Here is a 14,799-nt window from a genome sequence, read left to right as displayed (position 1 = left end):
CCAGTAATTCACATAAAAATTATTTAATCTTAAACCGCTCTTTTAAAAGGCAGAGTTAGGTTTGAGCGTAATTTGTGATCACTATTGGTATTTTTTTTACTTATTTAATGTTGTCTTAAGATTGACTACTTATTATCTCTATTCAGGTAATTAGTATGAGAAATTAACGATGAAGCAAAAAAATGAATTAGATGATAATAATTCGGGCAAAAAACAATCTTTACAGTTCACACCATATGATGTAGGCAATTTGACTTTTAAGACAATGGCAATTTCTTTTTGCGTCTCGTTGGTAACACAGCCTTTTCAGATTGCATTGACGCGATTGCAACAATCTAAAGCTGAATCAGGATTAAACAAGGGAACTTTGGGTTTGTATCGTGGTTTTTTAACTTACGCAATAGCGGGGCAAAAACGAGGTGCTGTGGCTGTAACAGCTAAGCAAACAAGCCGTGAACCTGCAGAAGAAGAGGTAAAGGGTACTACAAGTCAACGGTGGCTTGGGACTTTTCTTTTTTCGCAGCTTGATATTGGCTTAAGTAGCGCTTTGACTAACAAAGCTAAATTGCAAGGAGGTGGAATAATTGACAAGACCAATTTTAGGTGGTCTTTTGAGAATGCATGGAAATTAACGAAGATTAATTGGGGTTCGCGTTCCATTGCCGGTTTTATTAATTTTGCTGCTATAGGTTTTATGGGAGATTACATCAGTTCTTTCTATAAATTGAATAACGAGTTTTGCAAAAATTTATTAGGAGGTGCGACCTCAGGCGTAGTGGCAACGTTATTAACTACGATTCCTAATTCCTACTCTGACAGAAAGGTTTTAGCATCGAAAGTCGTAGATGGCCGTTTGTTAACAGTGACTCCTTTTACTATGTTTAATAATGCAAAATTGCATGTTAAGTCAGTAGGTTTTAAAGAGGCGACTATGTCCTTTTTAAAGGTAAATTTATTAAAAGAAGTGCTTGTTAGGAGTCCTCAAGCTGCAATAACCTTTGGCCTAATTTTTAGTCTAGATCATTTAATGGGTCCTAAGCCATTAGATAGAGTTTGGCCAGGAAGAAGTGCCAACGAGCCAGAAGAGCCAAGTCATAAACGCCCCGATTTATAGGCAAGTCCTAATAAATCAACTCAGAATGAGATGCAAGCCAGAGCGACAAACTATAAACCTCCGATGCAAATCGGAGGTTTATAGTTTGTTTTATTTTTGGCAGGATTCTCCTGCCTTTGCATTGGAATTAATCAGCACACGCCGCTATAATCCCATTATTCCAAAATTTTTTACGACTATGGCCCAAAAAACTGGTAGCGCTAATCTGCCTCTGCATTATGGTCATGTGCCCCCATGGCTAGCGGAGCGTATGACAAAATTAGGTACTGTCATAAGCCAAGCCATTATCTACCATTATGGGCGCAACGAATTTCTGAGACGTCTAGCTCATCCTTTCTGGTTTCAATCGTTTGGTGCAGTCATGGGTATGGATTGGCATTCATCAGGCATTACGACTAGCGTTATTGGTGCACTCAAGCGGGGTTTAAATCCTCTGTCGAAAGAACTAGGCATTCATGTGTGTGGGGGTAGGGGGAAATATTCTCGCCAGACTCCTCAGGAACTTTTAACCATAGGATCTAAGGTGGGTTTTGACGGTCAGCAACTTGCGCAATCTAGCCGACTGGTGGCGAAAGTAGACAGCGCAGCTGTCCAAGACGGATTTGACCTTTACCTACATAGCTTTATTGTTACAGACGAGGGAAATTGGGCAGTCATTCAACAGGGCATGAACACGACAAACAAACAAGCACGACGGTATCATTGGTTATCAGAAGGGTTAGAGAGTTTCATTGATTCGCCTCATGCTGCAATAGAGGGACGTCATCAAGGTAAAATTATCAATCTGACTGATCAAAGAGCCCAGTTGTCGCGGACCATGCAAATTGATCTATTAAAAACACGTTCTCCTGAGAGTATCCTTAAAGAAATTTCCAAAAGTGATTCCAATCTGAGGCCCGATCCGGAGAAAAACACGCTAAAAAGCGGGCAACTTCCCCTCCTCCATCTGGAGATGCCTTCTCATCATGAAGTGCGAGCGGAAAATATTTCTTTACGTCGCTTGCACGGCAATATAGCGGCTGCGATTGACCGTGGGCCAGAAGATTTTTCAGAGCTTCTTTTAATACCCGGTGTTGGTGCAAGAACAATTCTCGCGCTTGCCATGGTGGCAGAGGTCATTCATGGTGCCCCGTATCGATTTTCCGATCCCGCCCGTTTCTCATTAGCGCATGGCGGCAAAGATTCATATCCCTTTCCTGTTCCTGTGAAGGTCTACGATGAAACCATCCGTGTCCTCAAAACGGCTGTTCAACAATCAAAGCTTGGCCAAAGCGAAAAAATGGATGCCATTAAACGGCTCGATCAACAAGCACTTGAATTGGAGCACCAGATCCTCAGTGGCCCCACGGTAGAAGAAATGATTGCTCATGAAAAGGAAAGCTCATTTCTGTATGGCGGCCGAAGTGTGTTTGGATTTGAATCCCGTTAGTATCGTGTTGAAAATGGTAATTTCACTAAACTTTAGAATGAATCAAAGGATTGAAAATGAATCAACAAGAACTAAAAGAACTGATCTCTTATTTAAAAACGCATCAATTAAAATTAAGTACAGCAGAGTCCTGTACTGCAGGATATATCATTAATAGTTTAAGTAAAATTTCTAATAGTGGCGAAGTGTTAGATGCTGGGTTTGTAGTCTATTCAGAAGAAGCCAAGGTAAAAGTGCTGGGTGTAAGACAGAAAACAATCAAGCAGTTTAATTTAACCAGCGAGGAGGTAGCTAAAGAAATGGCACACGGCGCTGCGAAATTATCGAATGCAAATATTGTCATCGCTACCACCGGAATTGCCGGTTCTAAGCCTATAGACGGGATTCCTCCTGGTACCATTTGTTTTGCTTGGTTATTTAAAAAGAAGTCGGAAGCCATTCTATTCTCTGAAACAGTTGTTTTTTCTGGGAAAAGATCGCAAAAACAAAATTCAGCAGCCTCTTATGCATTAGGAAAAATTCCTGTCTATTATAATCAACACATTCGGAAATAAGGATAAGACCATTCTATTTAATGGGGCGAAAAGAATAATCGCGCAAAAGCATTTCGATTTAACTGACCATGCAGCGCAGATCAAAATTGGGCTAAGGCCGATTGCTAGGATCAAAGTATTATTACGTCCTGATTCTCCAAATCGTCGGGTATAATTGTACCAAACTCCGCTAAGAGTGAGCGTGGCCAGTAAACCATTCGGCGTCGATAATTTGCCCGTTCATACCAAGCAGGGGATGTCCCGAGTATGGGTTCTTGGTAGCATGAACAGAGGGTTCATACCATTGGTATGATGAATTTTGCTGTGTTTTCACATACGATGAGAAAAGCATAGTCACTCGGTGTGCCAAACCAAGTTACTTTAACCATCTTCTCAGATATAAATTAGCGTTTTTGATTACTTAGTGTATAAGGAAAATATGATTATTTACGAAGTGAATTTATCAATTGATGCTGACATTTATCCTGAATTTCAAGTATGGTTAAAGAGTCATATTACAGAAATGGTGCAATTTCCAGGATTTATTCAAGCCAGTATTCTAATGCCAGAGAAAGTAATCTCTGATAAGGAAAAACTGACCATTCAGTACCAGTTAGAGAATAGACAAGCGTTGGACCATTATTTTACCGAATTTGCACCAATAATGCGGGAAAAAGGAGTTACTCTATTTAAAAATAAATTTTCGGCGGAGAGAAGAGTGTTTGAGGTGAAGGAAACGATTTTTAAATAATAGCCTTAGTCTAAAATGTTATTTATGTCTCCAGGATTCACTTAACCGCCTAGAAGTGAATCAAAATACTCTTGCTATTTAGTTACTTTGCTGTAAAAAATTGTATAAGAACAGCTATATTTTTTCCCCTACGACTTTTTATCAAAGGCTCCATTGCAATTGCCTCAGCTTTTCTACCAATTCTATACTCTTTTTGGACTAAAATTATAATCATGTCCCAATAGCCCAAATATGAGGATGAAGCTATGAACCGTAAAAAAACTATTCAGCATCTGGTATGTACATTTGAAGAGAATATTAGGAATTTATCGGACAAAAAACTAGAACGATTGGCAGGTGGAAAATTAAAGATAAACTTAATCCAACCCGTTGGGAAGGAAGCAGGTGGCTATGGAATTCCAACAAATCCGGCAGCACCATCTCCTCCTCCACTGCCCAGAGGTCCTAAAGGCCCTAAAGCGGGTAGAGGTTAGCCTCTTGCAATCTTAACTAAATTTGATGAGCTAAGTTTGTTTAACCTCTGCTACCGATATCTCCGGTATAGTTTGTAACCGATGTCTTCGGAATAGACCTAATTTTATTGGCGTCCCGGAGAGGATTTGAATCTCCGACCTGCCCCTTAGGAGGGGCAATAAATATTATCTCCGATTATCTTTCTTTGTCTAATTATCCTTTAAAATCATTGCTATTATTGATTGATTTGTCCATGTTCGTCTAGTAAGATCCGCTTTAATCTATTTATTTTTAGGCCCCCATGTAGGCCCTGAATGCATTTAATCCAACCTGCAATACATAAGGAGTTATGATGACACAACAATTTATGGATGCCTCTTATACAGATTTCCTGAGCAACTTGAAAAATAGAGTAGCAGCATCTCGTATGAGAGCGGCATTCAAGGTTAATCAGGAGTTAATTTTACTTTATCACCATATTGGAACTCAAATTATTCAATCCCAGACCGTACATGGTTGGGGCACAAAAGTTATTGCTCAATTAAGTAAAGATTTACGCCATGAATTTCCGGAAATGAAAGGTTTTAGTCCTCAAAACTTAAAATACATGCGACGTTTTGCGGAGGAATATAGCTTGGATGAAATTGGTCAACAGGCTGTTGACCAATTGCCTTGGGGGCATAACATTCTTCTTATGTATCAAGTTTCAGATAAAAACGCACGGCAGTTTTATATTCGCAAAGCTATAGAGCATGGCTGGTCCCGTACTATTTTATCTATTCAAGTGGAAACAAATTTATATAATAGAGAGGGAAAGGCTGTTACTAATTTTAAAACAAAGTTACCTTCGCCATTTTCTGATTTAGCAAATAATACCCTAAAAGATCCTTATATTTTTGATTTTCTAACTATTGGCAAAGAAGCTCACGAAAGAGAAGTAGAAAAAGGCTTAATAGAACATATGGAAAAGTTCTTACTCGAGCTAGGCGCTGGTTTTGCATTTGTAGGTAGGCAATATCATCTTGAGGTAGCAGAAAAAGATTTTTACATTGATTTGCTTTTTTATCACTTAAAGCTACGTTGTTTTGTAGTCATTGAGCTTAAAGACAAAGACTTTAAGCCAGAATATGCCGGAAAATTGAATTTTTATCTCTCTGTTGTGGATGACCTCGTTAAACATCCTACTGATAACCCATCTATTGGTCTCATTTTATGTAAAACCAAGGACAACGTAGTTGCTGAGTACGCCTTGCGTGATATCAATAAACCAATTGGCTTAGCTGAATATAGACTGACAGAAGCTTTGCCTGAAGAAATAAAAACCAGTTTACCCACAATTGAAGAGTTAGAGAGAGAGCTAAATAAGGCATGAGCAATATTTACCTAGATTCGGGAGACAGTGTCCTCCCGAATTGGGTAATTACATAAGCCATAATTATGCAAGGCAGGCTTGCACAAATTAATATGATGTTGGGTAGTTATGAGTAAATTAAAAAAGAAAGATATTAAAGAAGCACTGCCAAAGGATAAAGAATACAAAAAACACGATGGCAATGGGTTATTTTTACGTGTGCGTCCTAGTGGTGCTAAAAGTTGGATTTTCATTTTTAGTCTTCCCGGCGAACGGCGTTTAAATAAGATGACGCTTGGTTCAGTAAATGATGTTTCTATAGAGGATGCTCGCGAACAAGTGCTTGAGTTGCGCAAATATGTTGCTTCAGGTATCGATCCTCGCTCTGCACGGGCCGCTGCTGTTGCGGAAAATACGCAAGCGGTAACGATGCAAGTCCTTTTTGAGCATTGGATTGCTTTTGAAAAAGTAGCAGAACAAGTAACTGCTAAATGGATTAAACGCCATGAAGATCGATGGCGTCTTCATCTTAAGAATTCACTAGGTAAGCTTTTAGCGCGTGATATTACCCGTGCTCATTTGGCAATGGTGCTAGATGCAATGACCAGAAAAGGTATTAGGGAAGAGACTAGGAAAGCGCTTACAACACTTAATTTAATGCTTGATTATGCTTTGACGCGCAATTTGATAGAGCAAAATCCAGCACGAACTTTAAAACCAAAAGATTTCGCTGCCACGGCTAATAGACCTCGTGACAGGGTTCTATCTTTGGATGAGTTACGCAGAGTCTGGCTAGCCCTAGATCAAGCAAGCGACACAACCTCTACATCTAAACAATCATCAACAACTTCAATCATTATTGCTACAGCAATTAAACTATTAATTCTCACTGGCGCACGTCGTGGGGAGGTAGCTTCTATGAGATGGGATGAATTAAATCTCAATGATGGGGTATGGAGTCTTCCTGCTGAAAAAACAAAGAATCGCCAAAGTCATACAATATATCTATCTTCTCTGGCAGTAGAGCTAATTCAACAATTAAGCCTTATATCCAGTTCACATCCTTTTGTTTTTTACGGAGGTCGAATATCGAGTAAAGGTCATATTCATGAGGATACATTAACAGGGCTTATTGGGCGGTTACGTGGTGTGGCAAAGGGTGCCAAAAAGAAAAAATTAGATACAGCGCTTCTTACGGATATGGCTCCATTTAGTATTCATGATCTAAGGAGGACTGCTGCGACTGCTTGGGGCGAGTATTTGAAGACAGAACCACATGTGATTGAGCGAATGCTGAATCACCAACCAGTCAATAAATTAGTTGCGGTATATCAAAGGGCTACTTATCTAACTGAGCAAAAAAATGCCTGGATAGCATGGAGTGATTTTATTCAAAAACAAGTTATATGAATTAAGCGATTAGAATGTATTTATCAATAGGACAAGGAATGAAACGAGATAAAAAAATAAATGAGATTATGTATGGTATACGTCGCCAGGCCGCATTATAAAAGAGAGGAGAAAGAGATATTAATCTTCTATCTATTTCTAAATGATCAATTTATCTTTTGTTTAAGTAAACAGTAAGTAACGATGGTAGATATATGTCATAGCCATATTTGAGATAGCTACCATGATCGGGTGTGCGTAGCCAATTAATTAATAATTTTGTTGCATCATCCAATGTTATGTCTGATAGATTTGTATTCATTTGTCTATCAACTCCTTTTAATATTGCTTTAGTTAAAAATTTTAGGCCCCCATGTAGGCCCCAGAAAATAATTAACTTAAAATAATCTTGATTTAAAGTTGCAACCCATTGATTTAAGTGGCGTCCCGGAGAGGATTTGAACCTCCGACCTGCCCCTTAGGAGGGGGCTGCGCTATCCAGCTGTGCCACCGGGACGAACGGCTGCAAGTCTAACTCTGTTGCTACGAAATAACAACTTCCCTCATACAATTCTCGTACAGCCAACCTACATATCAACGTAATTGGGTCCGCCGCCGCCTTCGGGTGCTTGCCACACAATATTTTGACGCGGATCTTTTATATCACAAGTTTTGCAGTGAATGCAGTTTTGCCCATTAATTTGTAGTCTTGGACCTTTCTCTTCCTCAACAATTTCATAGACAGCGGCGGGGCAGTAGCGCGTTTCAGGCGAGGCATATTGTTGATAATTCACTTTAATGGCGAGAATGGGGTTACGTAATTTTAGATGGCAGGGCTGATTTTCTTCATGATAAGTATTCGACAGATAAACTGATGAAAGTTTATCAAAGGTTAAAACGCCATCGGGTTTGGGGTATTCTATTTTTTTTGCTTTATCGGCAGGAATTAGGCTGGTGTAATCTTCATGATTTTTCAAGGTCCAGGGGGATTTACCAAAACTGAGGTAAGTTTCAAAGGCAGCGTTCACTAATCCAAACCATAATCCGTAACGAAACCCAGGGCGAATGTTTCTCACTTTATATAATTCTTTAGTGATCCAGGAGCGCTTTATTTTTTCAGAATAGGCTTTAAGTTCGACTTCAGTTTTTTGCTCTTGGATTAACAGTTCGAAACAGGCTTCAGCAGCAAGCATACCTGATTGCATGGCGGTGTGTGTGCCTTTGATTTTGGGTACATTGAGAAAGCCTGCCGCATCACCAATTAAAGCACCACCCGGAAAAGTAAGCTTAGGAATGGATTGCCAACCGCCTTCATTCAATGCTCGAGCCCCATAGCTTATGCGCTCACCACCGGTGAGTAAATCTTTAACCAGTGGGTGGGTTTTGAAACGCTGAAATTCGCCAAAAGGATTAAGCCAAGGATTTTGATAGTCCAGACCGATAACAAAGCCAAGAGCAACGCGATGATTGGAGAAATGATAAATAAAAGAACCACCGTATGTTTGATTATCCAAGGGCCAACCAATCGTATGAATCACTCTGCCAGGTTGATGCTTAGCTTCTGAGACTCGCCATATTTCCTTAATGCCTAGGGCATAGGTTTGCGGTTGCGCTTCATCGCGCAGGTGAAAGTGCTGCATCAGCATTTGACTCAGTTGTCCGCGGCAACCTTCTGCGAAAAGGGTTTGTTTGGCATATAAATACATACCAGGCTGATAATTGGATGATTTATTTCCGGTTTTGTCGATTCCAACGTCGCCGGTAGCAACACCTATCACCTGATCATTTTCATTATAAAGGACTTTGGCCGCTGCAAAGCCAGGATAGATTTCGCAACCGAGCTTTTCGGCTTGTATTGCGAGAAAACGGCAAAGCTCTCCTAGACTGATAATATAATTGCCATGGTTGTGCATCTGCCGTGGTGTGGGGAGGCGATAAGCGCGCTGGCTAGACAAAAAGTAAAAGAAATCCTCAGCGACTGGGGTATTCAGAGGGGCTTCTTGCCAATTCTCAGGAAGTAGTTCTTTTAAACTGCGTGGCTCCAGCACTGCTCCAGAAAGAATGTGAGCGCCGACTTGTGCTCCTTTTTCAAGAACACAAACGGTTATTTCTTTACCTGCCTTTGCGGCTAATTGTTTTAGTTTGATAGCAGCTGATAATCCAGCGGGACCGGCGCCGACAATGACGACGTCATACTCCATTGATTCGTGCTCCACACTGTCTCCCAAATTAATCCAAATTGAAAATCATCGCTTTTCTTACGCGGAAGATCAAGCGAATCGCGAGTGACGTGACCGGAAGACTCTCTTTGCGCTTTTAAAGACTCTAACTAAGCTAAAACGCCGCCATCCACATTTAAGGTTGTCCCTGTGATAAAAGAAGCCTCTGGACTCGCTAGAAAGGCGACTGCTGCGGCGACTTCTTCGGGTTTTCCATAGCGACCGAGCGGTATGGTTGGTTTTAGAGTTTCGGCCAGCTCGGAGTCTGCTGGATTCATATCGGTGTCAATAGGTCCAGGTTGCACGACATTAACAGTAATTCCTTTAGGACCAAAATCCCTCGCCCATCCTCTTGTATAGGCGGCGACAGCACCTTTGGTGGCTGAGTAATCACCCACTCCCGGAATAATGGAAAAATCACCTGCTATTGATCCAATGGAAATAATTCGCCCGCCTTCACGCAAGTATTTGGCTGCAGCAAAAACAGCGGCGGCTATTCCTTTGACATTAATGGCAAACTGTTTTTCAAAATCGATGGGATTATAAGTAGGATCAGTGACAGAACCCATGATAAATACACCCGCATTATTCACTAGAATATCCAGTTGGTGAAAATTTTCGATGACTTTCTCCACCGCTGAATAAATAGCCTTAGGATCTGCACTATCCGCATAAAGGGCTAAAGCTCTGCCGCCTGTTGCTTTAATTTCTGCAACGACAGTTTCTGCTTTTTCCTTGCTATTGACATAAGTTAGCGCTACTGTTGCTCCATCTCGAGCAAGACGTTTGGCAATCGCTGCACCAATTCCGCGTGAACCACCCGTTACTAAGGCAACCTTTCCTGCTAATGCGTTGCTCATGTTATTTCTCCCTCTTGATAATTAATGATCAATCGAATGTATGCAGCGAGTGTCGACAAATTTAAAAATAAGTATAGTATGAGACCCAGGTTAATTGGTATTGCAACGATGAAAAAGCCTTCGAAACCTCAAAATCAAGTCGCTTAAAACCTAGCATTTTAAAGTATCTTGGGTATAAAATGAGAACTGTTTCGTGAATGGTTTTAATTTGGGCATCGTTACGTTAAATAAGCTGTTATTTCCGTGAAGACGGAAATTCACCGAGCGGTAGTGAAGGAAGGGGAAAGCATGATACAAAGAATGTGCTTAATGACAATAGGATGTTTCTTATCCTTTAATGTATTTGCTAATTCTTATTTACCACCTGAAAGCCTCGATAATCGCTGGACTCTGGTCGCTAGTTTGGGGTATAGCGATTACCAACACATGCATCGTTCGGAGGGGCAAACGGCAGTTGGGCGATTAGCATTAGCCGCTGAGTTACTTACCGCAACCCAAGCTAATTTTGGTCTTGAGGTAGGTGTACAGACTGGCAATCGAATGCGTTTTGCAATTCCGCAAGGTCCCATCGCTGCTTTAGGTTATGCAGTCCAAACCACCATGAGACCGATGTTTGATTTATTAGTTACAGCAAATGCAAATCCTTTAACTGAAAGCCTGCTTTTTACCCAACTAAAAGGCGGGATTGCTTATCGCTATTGGCAAATTAATAGTTTTAGGATCAACAATAAGGCTGAAATAGCCGGAGAAGTCCAAGCCGGTTTTGGTTATCCATTAACCGAGATTACGAATCTCAATCTTTTGTATCAGGGTGTTTTTGGTAGTAATCCGCGGTTTCATGTTCATCCCTTCCCCGAATCGGGTTCAGTGTCTAATATTCCCATTCAACACGGAGTTCTTTTGGGACTCTCTATCATTGCTTAGCGAAATTTTACACAATTATTCTTTTTTTTTGACACAAATTCCTGTATAATAATTGCGCAATAAATGCGCTTCCGGGAACATTTAAGCGTAAGGTTCATCCTATCCCTAAGTTCCCGGATGCAAGATTCCTGGATCCTGTTGACAGGTCGCGGGACGTAGTTGAATGGCGTGAGCTTTTGCATTTGAAAATTGACTAATTTTTAGCACGTTATCAAAATGTAACTGTTACCTTGTTTGAACACCGAGAAAAGAGTACTTGTGAATGAAGAAAGGTGAAGTGTATGCGGTTGGGTTGGAGTTAAATTTTTTTGAATCGGCCCAATTCGAAAACAACAAGGAAGACTCAGCAAGCATCGCACGTGATGCCTTACGAATCCTAATGATGGGATGGAAAGAAAATTGGCAGGACCTGCAATCAAAACGTGTATTAAAGGCGATTTTTTTTGAACGCGATCATGAATTAATTAGGGGTATGCGCCTTGCTTTTCAACAAGGTTTTAATCATGTTTTTGAGCAATTAAAGGACAAAAACCATTCTGTAGAACAATTAAATCAAGCGCAATTATTTATCTCCAATTGCATGACGCTTTTACCTTTTTCCGATCCCAATCCTTATGAATCATTTACTATTCCTCAGCGGATCGACGGCGAATGGCAGATGGTCGAATACAAAGTGACTCCCATCGAGCTCACACCCAACAAAGGGTTTAGCAAGTTATTTATTGAAGATGAGGATCGTGTTTTTGCCTACGGACTTGAACCGATTAACAACAATAAAGGTGAACCGCACCTCATTTTTATGGGGACAACTTATCCTGCGGGTCAAGGCTTTACTACACAGGTGAATACCGACTTAGAGGCTTGGGAGACGCCGGGTCATTTTTTATATGAAAATGGGCGGGATAGGATTCTCGCATGGGTTAATCGGCAAGTGCAGCAAAAGAAGAAACCGCATGTTTGTGGTACCAGTTTAGGGGGAGCTTTGTCCTTACTCTTGGCAATCGATCAAGGCAATAAACTGTCTCGTGTGGATGCATTGAATCCCCCCGGGTTGCATGAACCTTGGTGCTGGGATTCGAGCTTTGACAATTGGGATGAATTTAATGAAGAAGAAAAACCGCCTACTTATGTGCAAAAGCAAGGTGATGATGTCGTTTCAGAATATGGTTTTTGGAAAAAAGATTGGCATATCCTTCACGTTAAACCTCCTCCAGATAAACGAGGACCTAATGGATTTGTGGATCATGCACTGAATTATGCTGGTTTTGCCGAAACAGAATTTGTTGGCGTTGATACTACAGAGGACAATGAAGAACGAAGAAAACGAAATTTTTGGGTTTTTACCTTGCTTCGCGGGCTTGGTTATTATTTGGGTCATCAGCCTTATCGCCTTTTTGTTCTACCCACGATTCGTTTTGTGTTAAATAATAAATTAGCCTCAGCATTCATTTTGACGTTTATATTGGCTAGTATTTTTTTGCCACCTTTACTCCCCACGGTCGCTACCGTTGCATTGATCACCATAGGTCTTATCCCAATAACCCTGTTTTTCGCTTATAAATTAGCAAATGCCATCCAAATCATTTTGGGTTGGAATGACGTAAAACCAGCCACATGTCATGATCCTAAACTTCCAAGAAACAGGGAAATGGATATCTATGCCAATCAAATGACTGAAACCTTTACTTATAGTGAAATTAAGGAATACTACCAAGCCAAGCGCATAACCCTTAAGGGAAAGAAATTTTTACCTGAAAATAAACCAGAAAAGCACCAATTATTGGAGCGTAGCCTTAACCCGGCCTTGGCCAATGAAAGCGTTCCATACACTGCTTCAAAGGCTAAAATTCATGACATCAAACAAACGGGACAGCTGTTAAAATACTTCCATTTTTATCACGCTGATAAATCCCAAGTAAAAGAGGCACTGCGAGAGCAGCATGAGGCTTATGCTATGGGTAAACCAAGCATTTCACTGTCATCGGTTTAAGCTTTCCGTAAAGGAGGATTATTGTGAAGGATTACATCAAGCATTTTAATCAGCAGTCTGAAAATTACCTGCTTTTTCGCCCCACTTACCCAGCAGCGTTGTATGATTACCTTGTCAGTTTAGTGAAAGAGCACCAAAACGTTTGGGATTGCGGAACGGGCAATGGGCAAGCAGCAGTTGTTTTGGCGCATTACTTCGATCAGGTCATTGCTACTGATATTAATCACGCCCAACTTGAGGCAGCGCCGAAAAATAAAAAAATTAGCTATCTTTGTTGCCCTGCGGAAAGTATCCCTATTTTAGATCACTCGATTGATTTAATAACCGTTGCGCAAGCTTTGCATTGGTTTAATTTCGATGCGTTTTATGACGAGGTGAGAAGAGTCGGCAAATCTTCGGCTGTTATTGCTGCATGGTGCTACTCTTTAGGTCAATTTCATTCTCCATTAGACGAGATCATAGGCAAACTTTATCATGATATTTTAGGAGATAACTATTGGCCAGCCGAGCGCCGTTACATTGACGAAGAATACCGTACGATTCCTTTTCCATTTAATAAAATGACCCCTCCATCACTTACTATCGAAAAAGATCTGAATTTTTCAGAGTTTATTGGGTATTTGAATACCTGGTCTGCAGTCAAAGAATATCAATTAAAAAATCAAGTCAATCCAATTAATTTTATCTTTAAAGCGCTTGAAGCGACGTGGGGAAAGCTTGAGCAACGTTATACGATGCATTGGCCATTGCATTTATTGATAGGATCGATTCACTGATTTATTGGGTTCTGATTATTCTATTGTTTCATCGTCTTGATCAATAATCACATTAAAAGTGGTTGAGGCCATACCACAATAATTACTCGCTTTGACTGTCACATTAAATTGATCTTCAAATTTGGCATTAATATGCGTCTCTCCTGTTAGTGGATTAATGGACACAATGTTTTTGGGGTTAAACGGTTGCGCGGTTACCGTAAAGGTTAAATTTGTTCCCGTAAAAGCTTGATTTGTGGGAATAATGGCCGTATTAGGCGCGCTAATAGCCCAATCAAGTAAAGGTTTAAGGACTTTAGGTTTGGAACATGGCGATGCCATATGGGGATTATCTGCATAGAGTGCGAAGCAGAATAATGGTGTAAGTAAACCCGCGAGCAGTTTAGAGGCAGTCATTTCCCTTATCTCTTGCTACTGCATTCACCTAAAAATATAGGAGAACTTGCCAATTTTTTCCATTAGCACCGCAAAACTAAAGAACTTATCATCTATAATTAACAATATATGCAGCTGATGTTGTTGATATGAAATTAACGTCAATTCAACTAGCGCATTATGTGATAAAATCGCTAGAGTATAGTAATTATCTTACTGAAAATAGTATTGAAATTCTAAAGGGCAATAAATTAATTCAAATTCTCCTGAAGAAAGATGAAGAGCAGCTTGCTCATTGGATTAGCCATTCTTACTTAAAACATCGACTGGAAAAGAATTTAACGGCGGCTTTTAACAAAATGAACTTCGACCCCAATCCTGCTCAAGCCGCAATTATCAATTCCCTATTAAAAAAACATGTCGATAATTTAGTCAAAAAACAAGCTGTTGATAAGTTGGATATTAAAAAGACTGAATCAATTCATAATACAACAAATTTGCAGTAGATTGATCCAATGCCTCACCTACATCTTTTATTGCTCTATAGTTACTGAGCATCCAATCTAAAAACCTTAAGAAAGAGCCTTTAAAGATACTCTTGCTGAGGTTGCAGAGTGATTTCTGTCTGCTTTAAT

At 40.3% G+C, this 14,799-nt stretch carries 14 protein-coding genes, 1 tRNA gene and 1 pseudogene; 11 read left to right on the top strand and 5 right to left on the bottom strand.

The genetic code is table 11. From position 1 onward, the window contains the following. Window positions 1-169 precede the first annotated feature (169 nt). From B5D33_RS14395 to B5D33_RS14385, 3 genes are all read left to right on the top strand, one after another. Window positions 170-1,114 carry a hypothetical protein gene (locus B5D33_RS14395; protein WP_058453435.1) on the top strand — a complete coding sequence of 315 codons (945 nt, stop codon included), beginning with the start codon at window positions 170-172 and terminating at the stop codon, window positions 1,112-1,114. An 85-nt stretch (window positions 1,115-1,199) separates the two neighbouring features. Beyond that, complete coding sequence (locus B5D33_RS14390; protein ID WP_202972393.1) at window positions 1,200-2,543, top strand: DUF763 domain-containing protein; 1,344 nt, start codon at window positions 1,200-1,202, stop codon at window positions 2,541-2,543. A 56-nt stretch (window positions 2,544-2,599) separates the two neighbouring features. Next, window positions 2,600-3,097, top strand: a complete 498-nt coding sequence (locus B5D33_RS14385; protein WP_058453436.1) for a CinA family protein — start codon at window positions 2,600-2,602, stop codon at window positions 3,095-3,097. A gap of 110 nt (window positions 3,098-3,207) precedes the next feature. Here the strand turns inward: B5D33_RS14385 and B5D33_RS16880 are convergent. Next, window positions 3,208-3,360, bottom strand: a pseudogene (locus tag B5D33_RS16880) (nitrile hydratase subunit alpha); the annotation flags it as partial. 155 nt (window positions 3,361-3,515) lie between these two features. Between B5D33_RS16880 and B5D33_RS14375 the strand changes: the two are divergent. The 4 genes from B5D33_RS14375 (at window position 3,516) to B5D33_RS14360 (ending at window position 7,041) form a co-directional block, all read left to right on the top strand. Further along, on the top strand, window positions 3,516-3,827 hold the full coding sequence (locus tag B5D33_RS14375; RefSeq protein WP_058453437.1) for a DUF4286 family protein: 312 nt from the start codon (window positions 3,516-3,518) through the stop codon (window positions 3,825-3,827). Window positions 3,828-4,072: 245 nt separating this feature from the next. Next, window positions 4,073-4,300, top strand: a complete 228-nt coding sequence (locus tag B5D33_RS14370) for a hypothetical protein (RefSeq protein WP_058453438.1) — start codon at window positions 4,073-4,075, stop codon at window positions 4,298-4,300. 329 nt (window positions 4,301-4,629) lie between these two features. Beyond that, on the top strand, window positions 4,630-5,652 hold the full coding sequence (locus B5D33_RS14365; protein WP_202972394.1) for a PDDEXK nuclease domain-containing protein: 1,023 nt from the start codon (window positions 4,630-4,632) through the stop codon (window positions 5,650-5,652). Window positions 5,653-5,760: 108 nt separating this feature from the next. Continuing rightward, complete coding sequence (locus tag B5D33_RS14360; RefSeq protein WP_058453440.1) at window positions 5,761-7,041, top strand: tyrosine-type recombinase/integrase; 1,281 nt, start codon at window positions 5,761-5,763, stop codon at window positions 7,039-7,041. A gap of 419 nt (window positions 7,042-7,460) precedes the next feature. Here B5D33_RS14360 and B5D33_RS14355 read toward each other — a convergent pair. From B5D33_RS14355 to B5D33_RS14345, 3 genes are all read right to left on the bottom strand, one after another. After that, window positions 7,461-7,537: transfer RNA gene (locus B5D33_RS14355), tRNA-Arg, on the bottom strand. Window positions 7,538-7,607: 70 nt separating this feature from the next. Beyond that, window positions 7,608-9,236, bottom strand: coding sequence for an electron transfer flavoprotein-ubiquinone oxidoreductase (locus B5D33_RS14350; RefSeq protein ID WP_058453441.1), 1,629 nt, complete (start codon window positions 9,234-9,236; stop codon window positions 7,608-7,610). 113 nt (window positions 9,237-9,349) lie between these two features. After that, complete coding sequence (locus B5D33_RS14345; protein WP_058453442.1) at window positions 9,350-10,099, bottom strand: SDR family NAD(P)-dependent oxidoreductase; 750 nt, start codon at window positions 10,097-10,099, stop codon at window positions 9,350-9,352. A 288-nt stretch (window positions 10,100-10,387) separates the two neighbouring features. On the opposite strand from B5D33_RS14345, the gene B5D33_RS14340 reads away from it, so the two are divergent. The 3 genes from B5D33_RS14340 (at window position 10,388) to B5D33_RS14330 (ending at window position 13,789) form a co-directional block, all read left to right on the top strand. Then, complete coding sequence (locus B5D33_RS14340; RefSeq protein WP_058453443.1) at window positions 10,388-11,023, top strand: hypothetical protein; 636 nt, start codon at window positions 10,388-10,390, stop codon at window positions 11,021-11,023. A gap of 262 nt (window positions 11,024-11,285) precedes the next feature. Then, window positions 11,286-13,013 (top strand): hypothetical protein, encoded by a 1,728-nt coding sequence (locus B5D33_RS14335; RefSeq protein WP_058453444.1) that lies wholly within the window; start codon window positions 11,286-11,288, stop codon window positions 13,011-13,013. Between the two features lie 23 nt (window positions 13,014-13,036). After that, window positions 13,037-13,789 (top strand): class I SAM-dependent methyltransferase, encoded by a 753-nt coding sequence (locus tag B5D33_RS14330; protein WP_065240040.1) that lies wholly within the window; start codon window positions 13,037-13,039, stop codon window positions 13,787-13,789. A gap of 15 nt (window positions 13,790-13,804) precedes the next feature. Here B5D33_RS14330 and B5D33_RS14325 read toward each other — a convergent pair whose 3' ends face one another. After that, window positions 13,805-14,185, bottom strand: coding sequence for a hypothetical protein (locus tag B5D33_RS14325; protein ID WP_058453446.1), 381 nt, complete (start codon window positions 14,183-14,185; stop codon window positions 13,805-13,807). 128 nt (window positions 14,186-14,313) lie between these two features. On the opposite strand from B5D33_RS14325, the gene B5D33_RS14320 reads away from it, so the two are divergent. After that, on the top strand, window positions 14,314-14,670 hold the full coding sequence (locus B5D33_RS14320) for a hypothetical protein (RefSeq protein ID WP_058453447.1): 357 nt from the start codon (window positions 14,314-14,316) through the stop codon (window positions 14,668-14,670). Window positions 14,671-14,799 lie beyond the last annotated feature (129 nt).

It is taken from the genome of Legionella maceachernii, assembly GCF_900167045.1.
Taxonomy (GTDB): domain Bacteria; phylum Pseudomonadota; class Gammaproteobacteria; order Legionellales; family Legionellaceae; genus Tatlockia; species Tatlockia maceachernii.
The sequence above is the reverse complement of the archived record's forward strand: the minus strand, read 5'-3'. Positions and strand labels throughout refer to the sequence as shown.

Bases quoted from the DNA above. Each gene is read 5' to 3' on its own strand.
- B5D33_RS14395 (WP_058453435.1), top strand. From the start codon at position 170: ATGAAGCAAAAAAATGAATTAGATGATAATAATTCGGGCAAAAAACAA.
- B5D33_RS14385 (WP_058453436.1), top strand. From the start codon at position 2,600: ATGAATCAACAAGAACTAAAAGAACTGATCTCTTATTTAAAAACGCAT.
- B5D33_RS14375 (WP_058453437.1), top strand. From the start codon at position 3,516: ATGATTATTTACGAAGTGAATTTATCAATTGATGCTGACATTTATCCT.
- B5D33_RS14370 (WP_058453438.1), top strand. From the start codon at position 4,073: ATGAACCGTAAAAAAACTATTCAGCATCTGGTATGTACATTTGAAGAG.
- B5D33_RS14365 (WP_202972394.1), top strand. From the start codon at position 4,630: ATGATGACACAACAATTTATGGATGCCTCTTATACAGATTTCCTGAGC.
- B5D33_RS14360 (WP_058453440.1), top strand. From the start codon at position 5,761: ATGAGTAAATTAAAAAAGAAAGATATTAAAGAAGCACTGCCAAAGGAT.
- B5D33_RS14345 (WP_058453442.1), bottom strand. From the start codon at position 10,099: ATGAGCAACGCATTAGCAGGAAAGGTTGCCTTAGTAACGGGTGGTTCA.
- B5D33_RS14340 (WP_058453443.1), top strand. From the start codon at position 10,388: ATGATACAAAGAATGTGCTTAATGACAATAGGATGTTTCTTATCCTTT.
- B5D33_RS14335 (WP_058453444.1), top strand. From the start codon at position 11,286: ATGAAGAAAGGTGAAGTGTATGCGGTTGGGTTGGAGTTAAATTTTTTT.
- B5D33_RS14325 (WP_058453446.1), bottom strand. From the start codon at position 14,185: ATGACTGCCTCTAAACTGCTCGCGGGTTTACTTACACCATTATTCTGC.
- B5D33_RS14320 (WP_058453447.1), top strand. From the start codon at position 14,314: ATGAAATTAACGTCAATTCAACTAGCGCATTATGTGATAAAATCGCTA.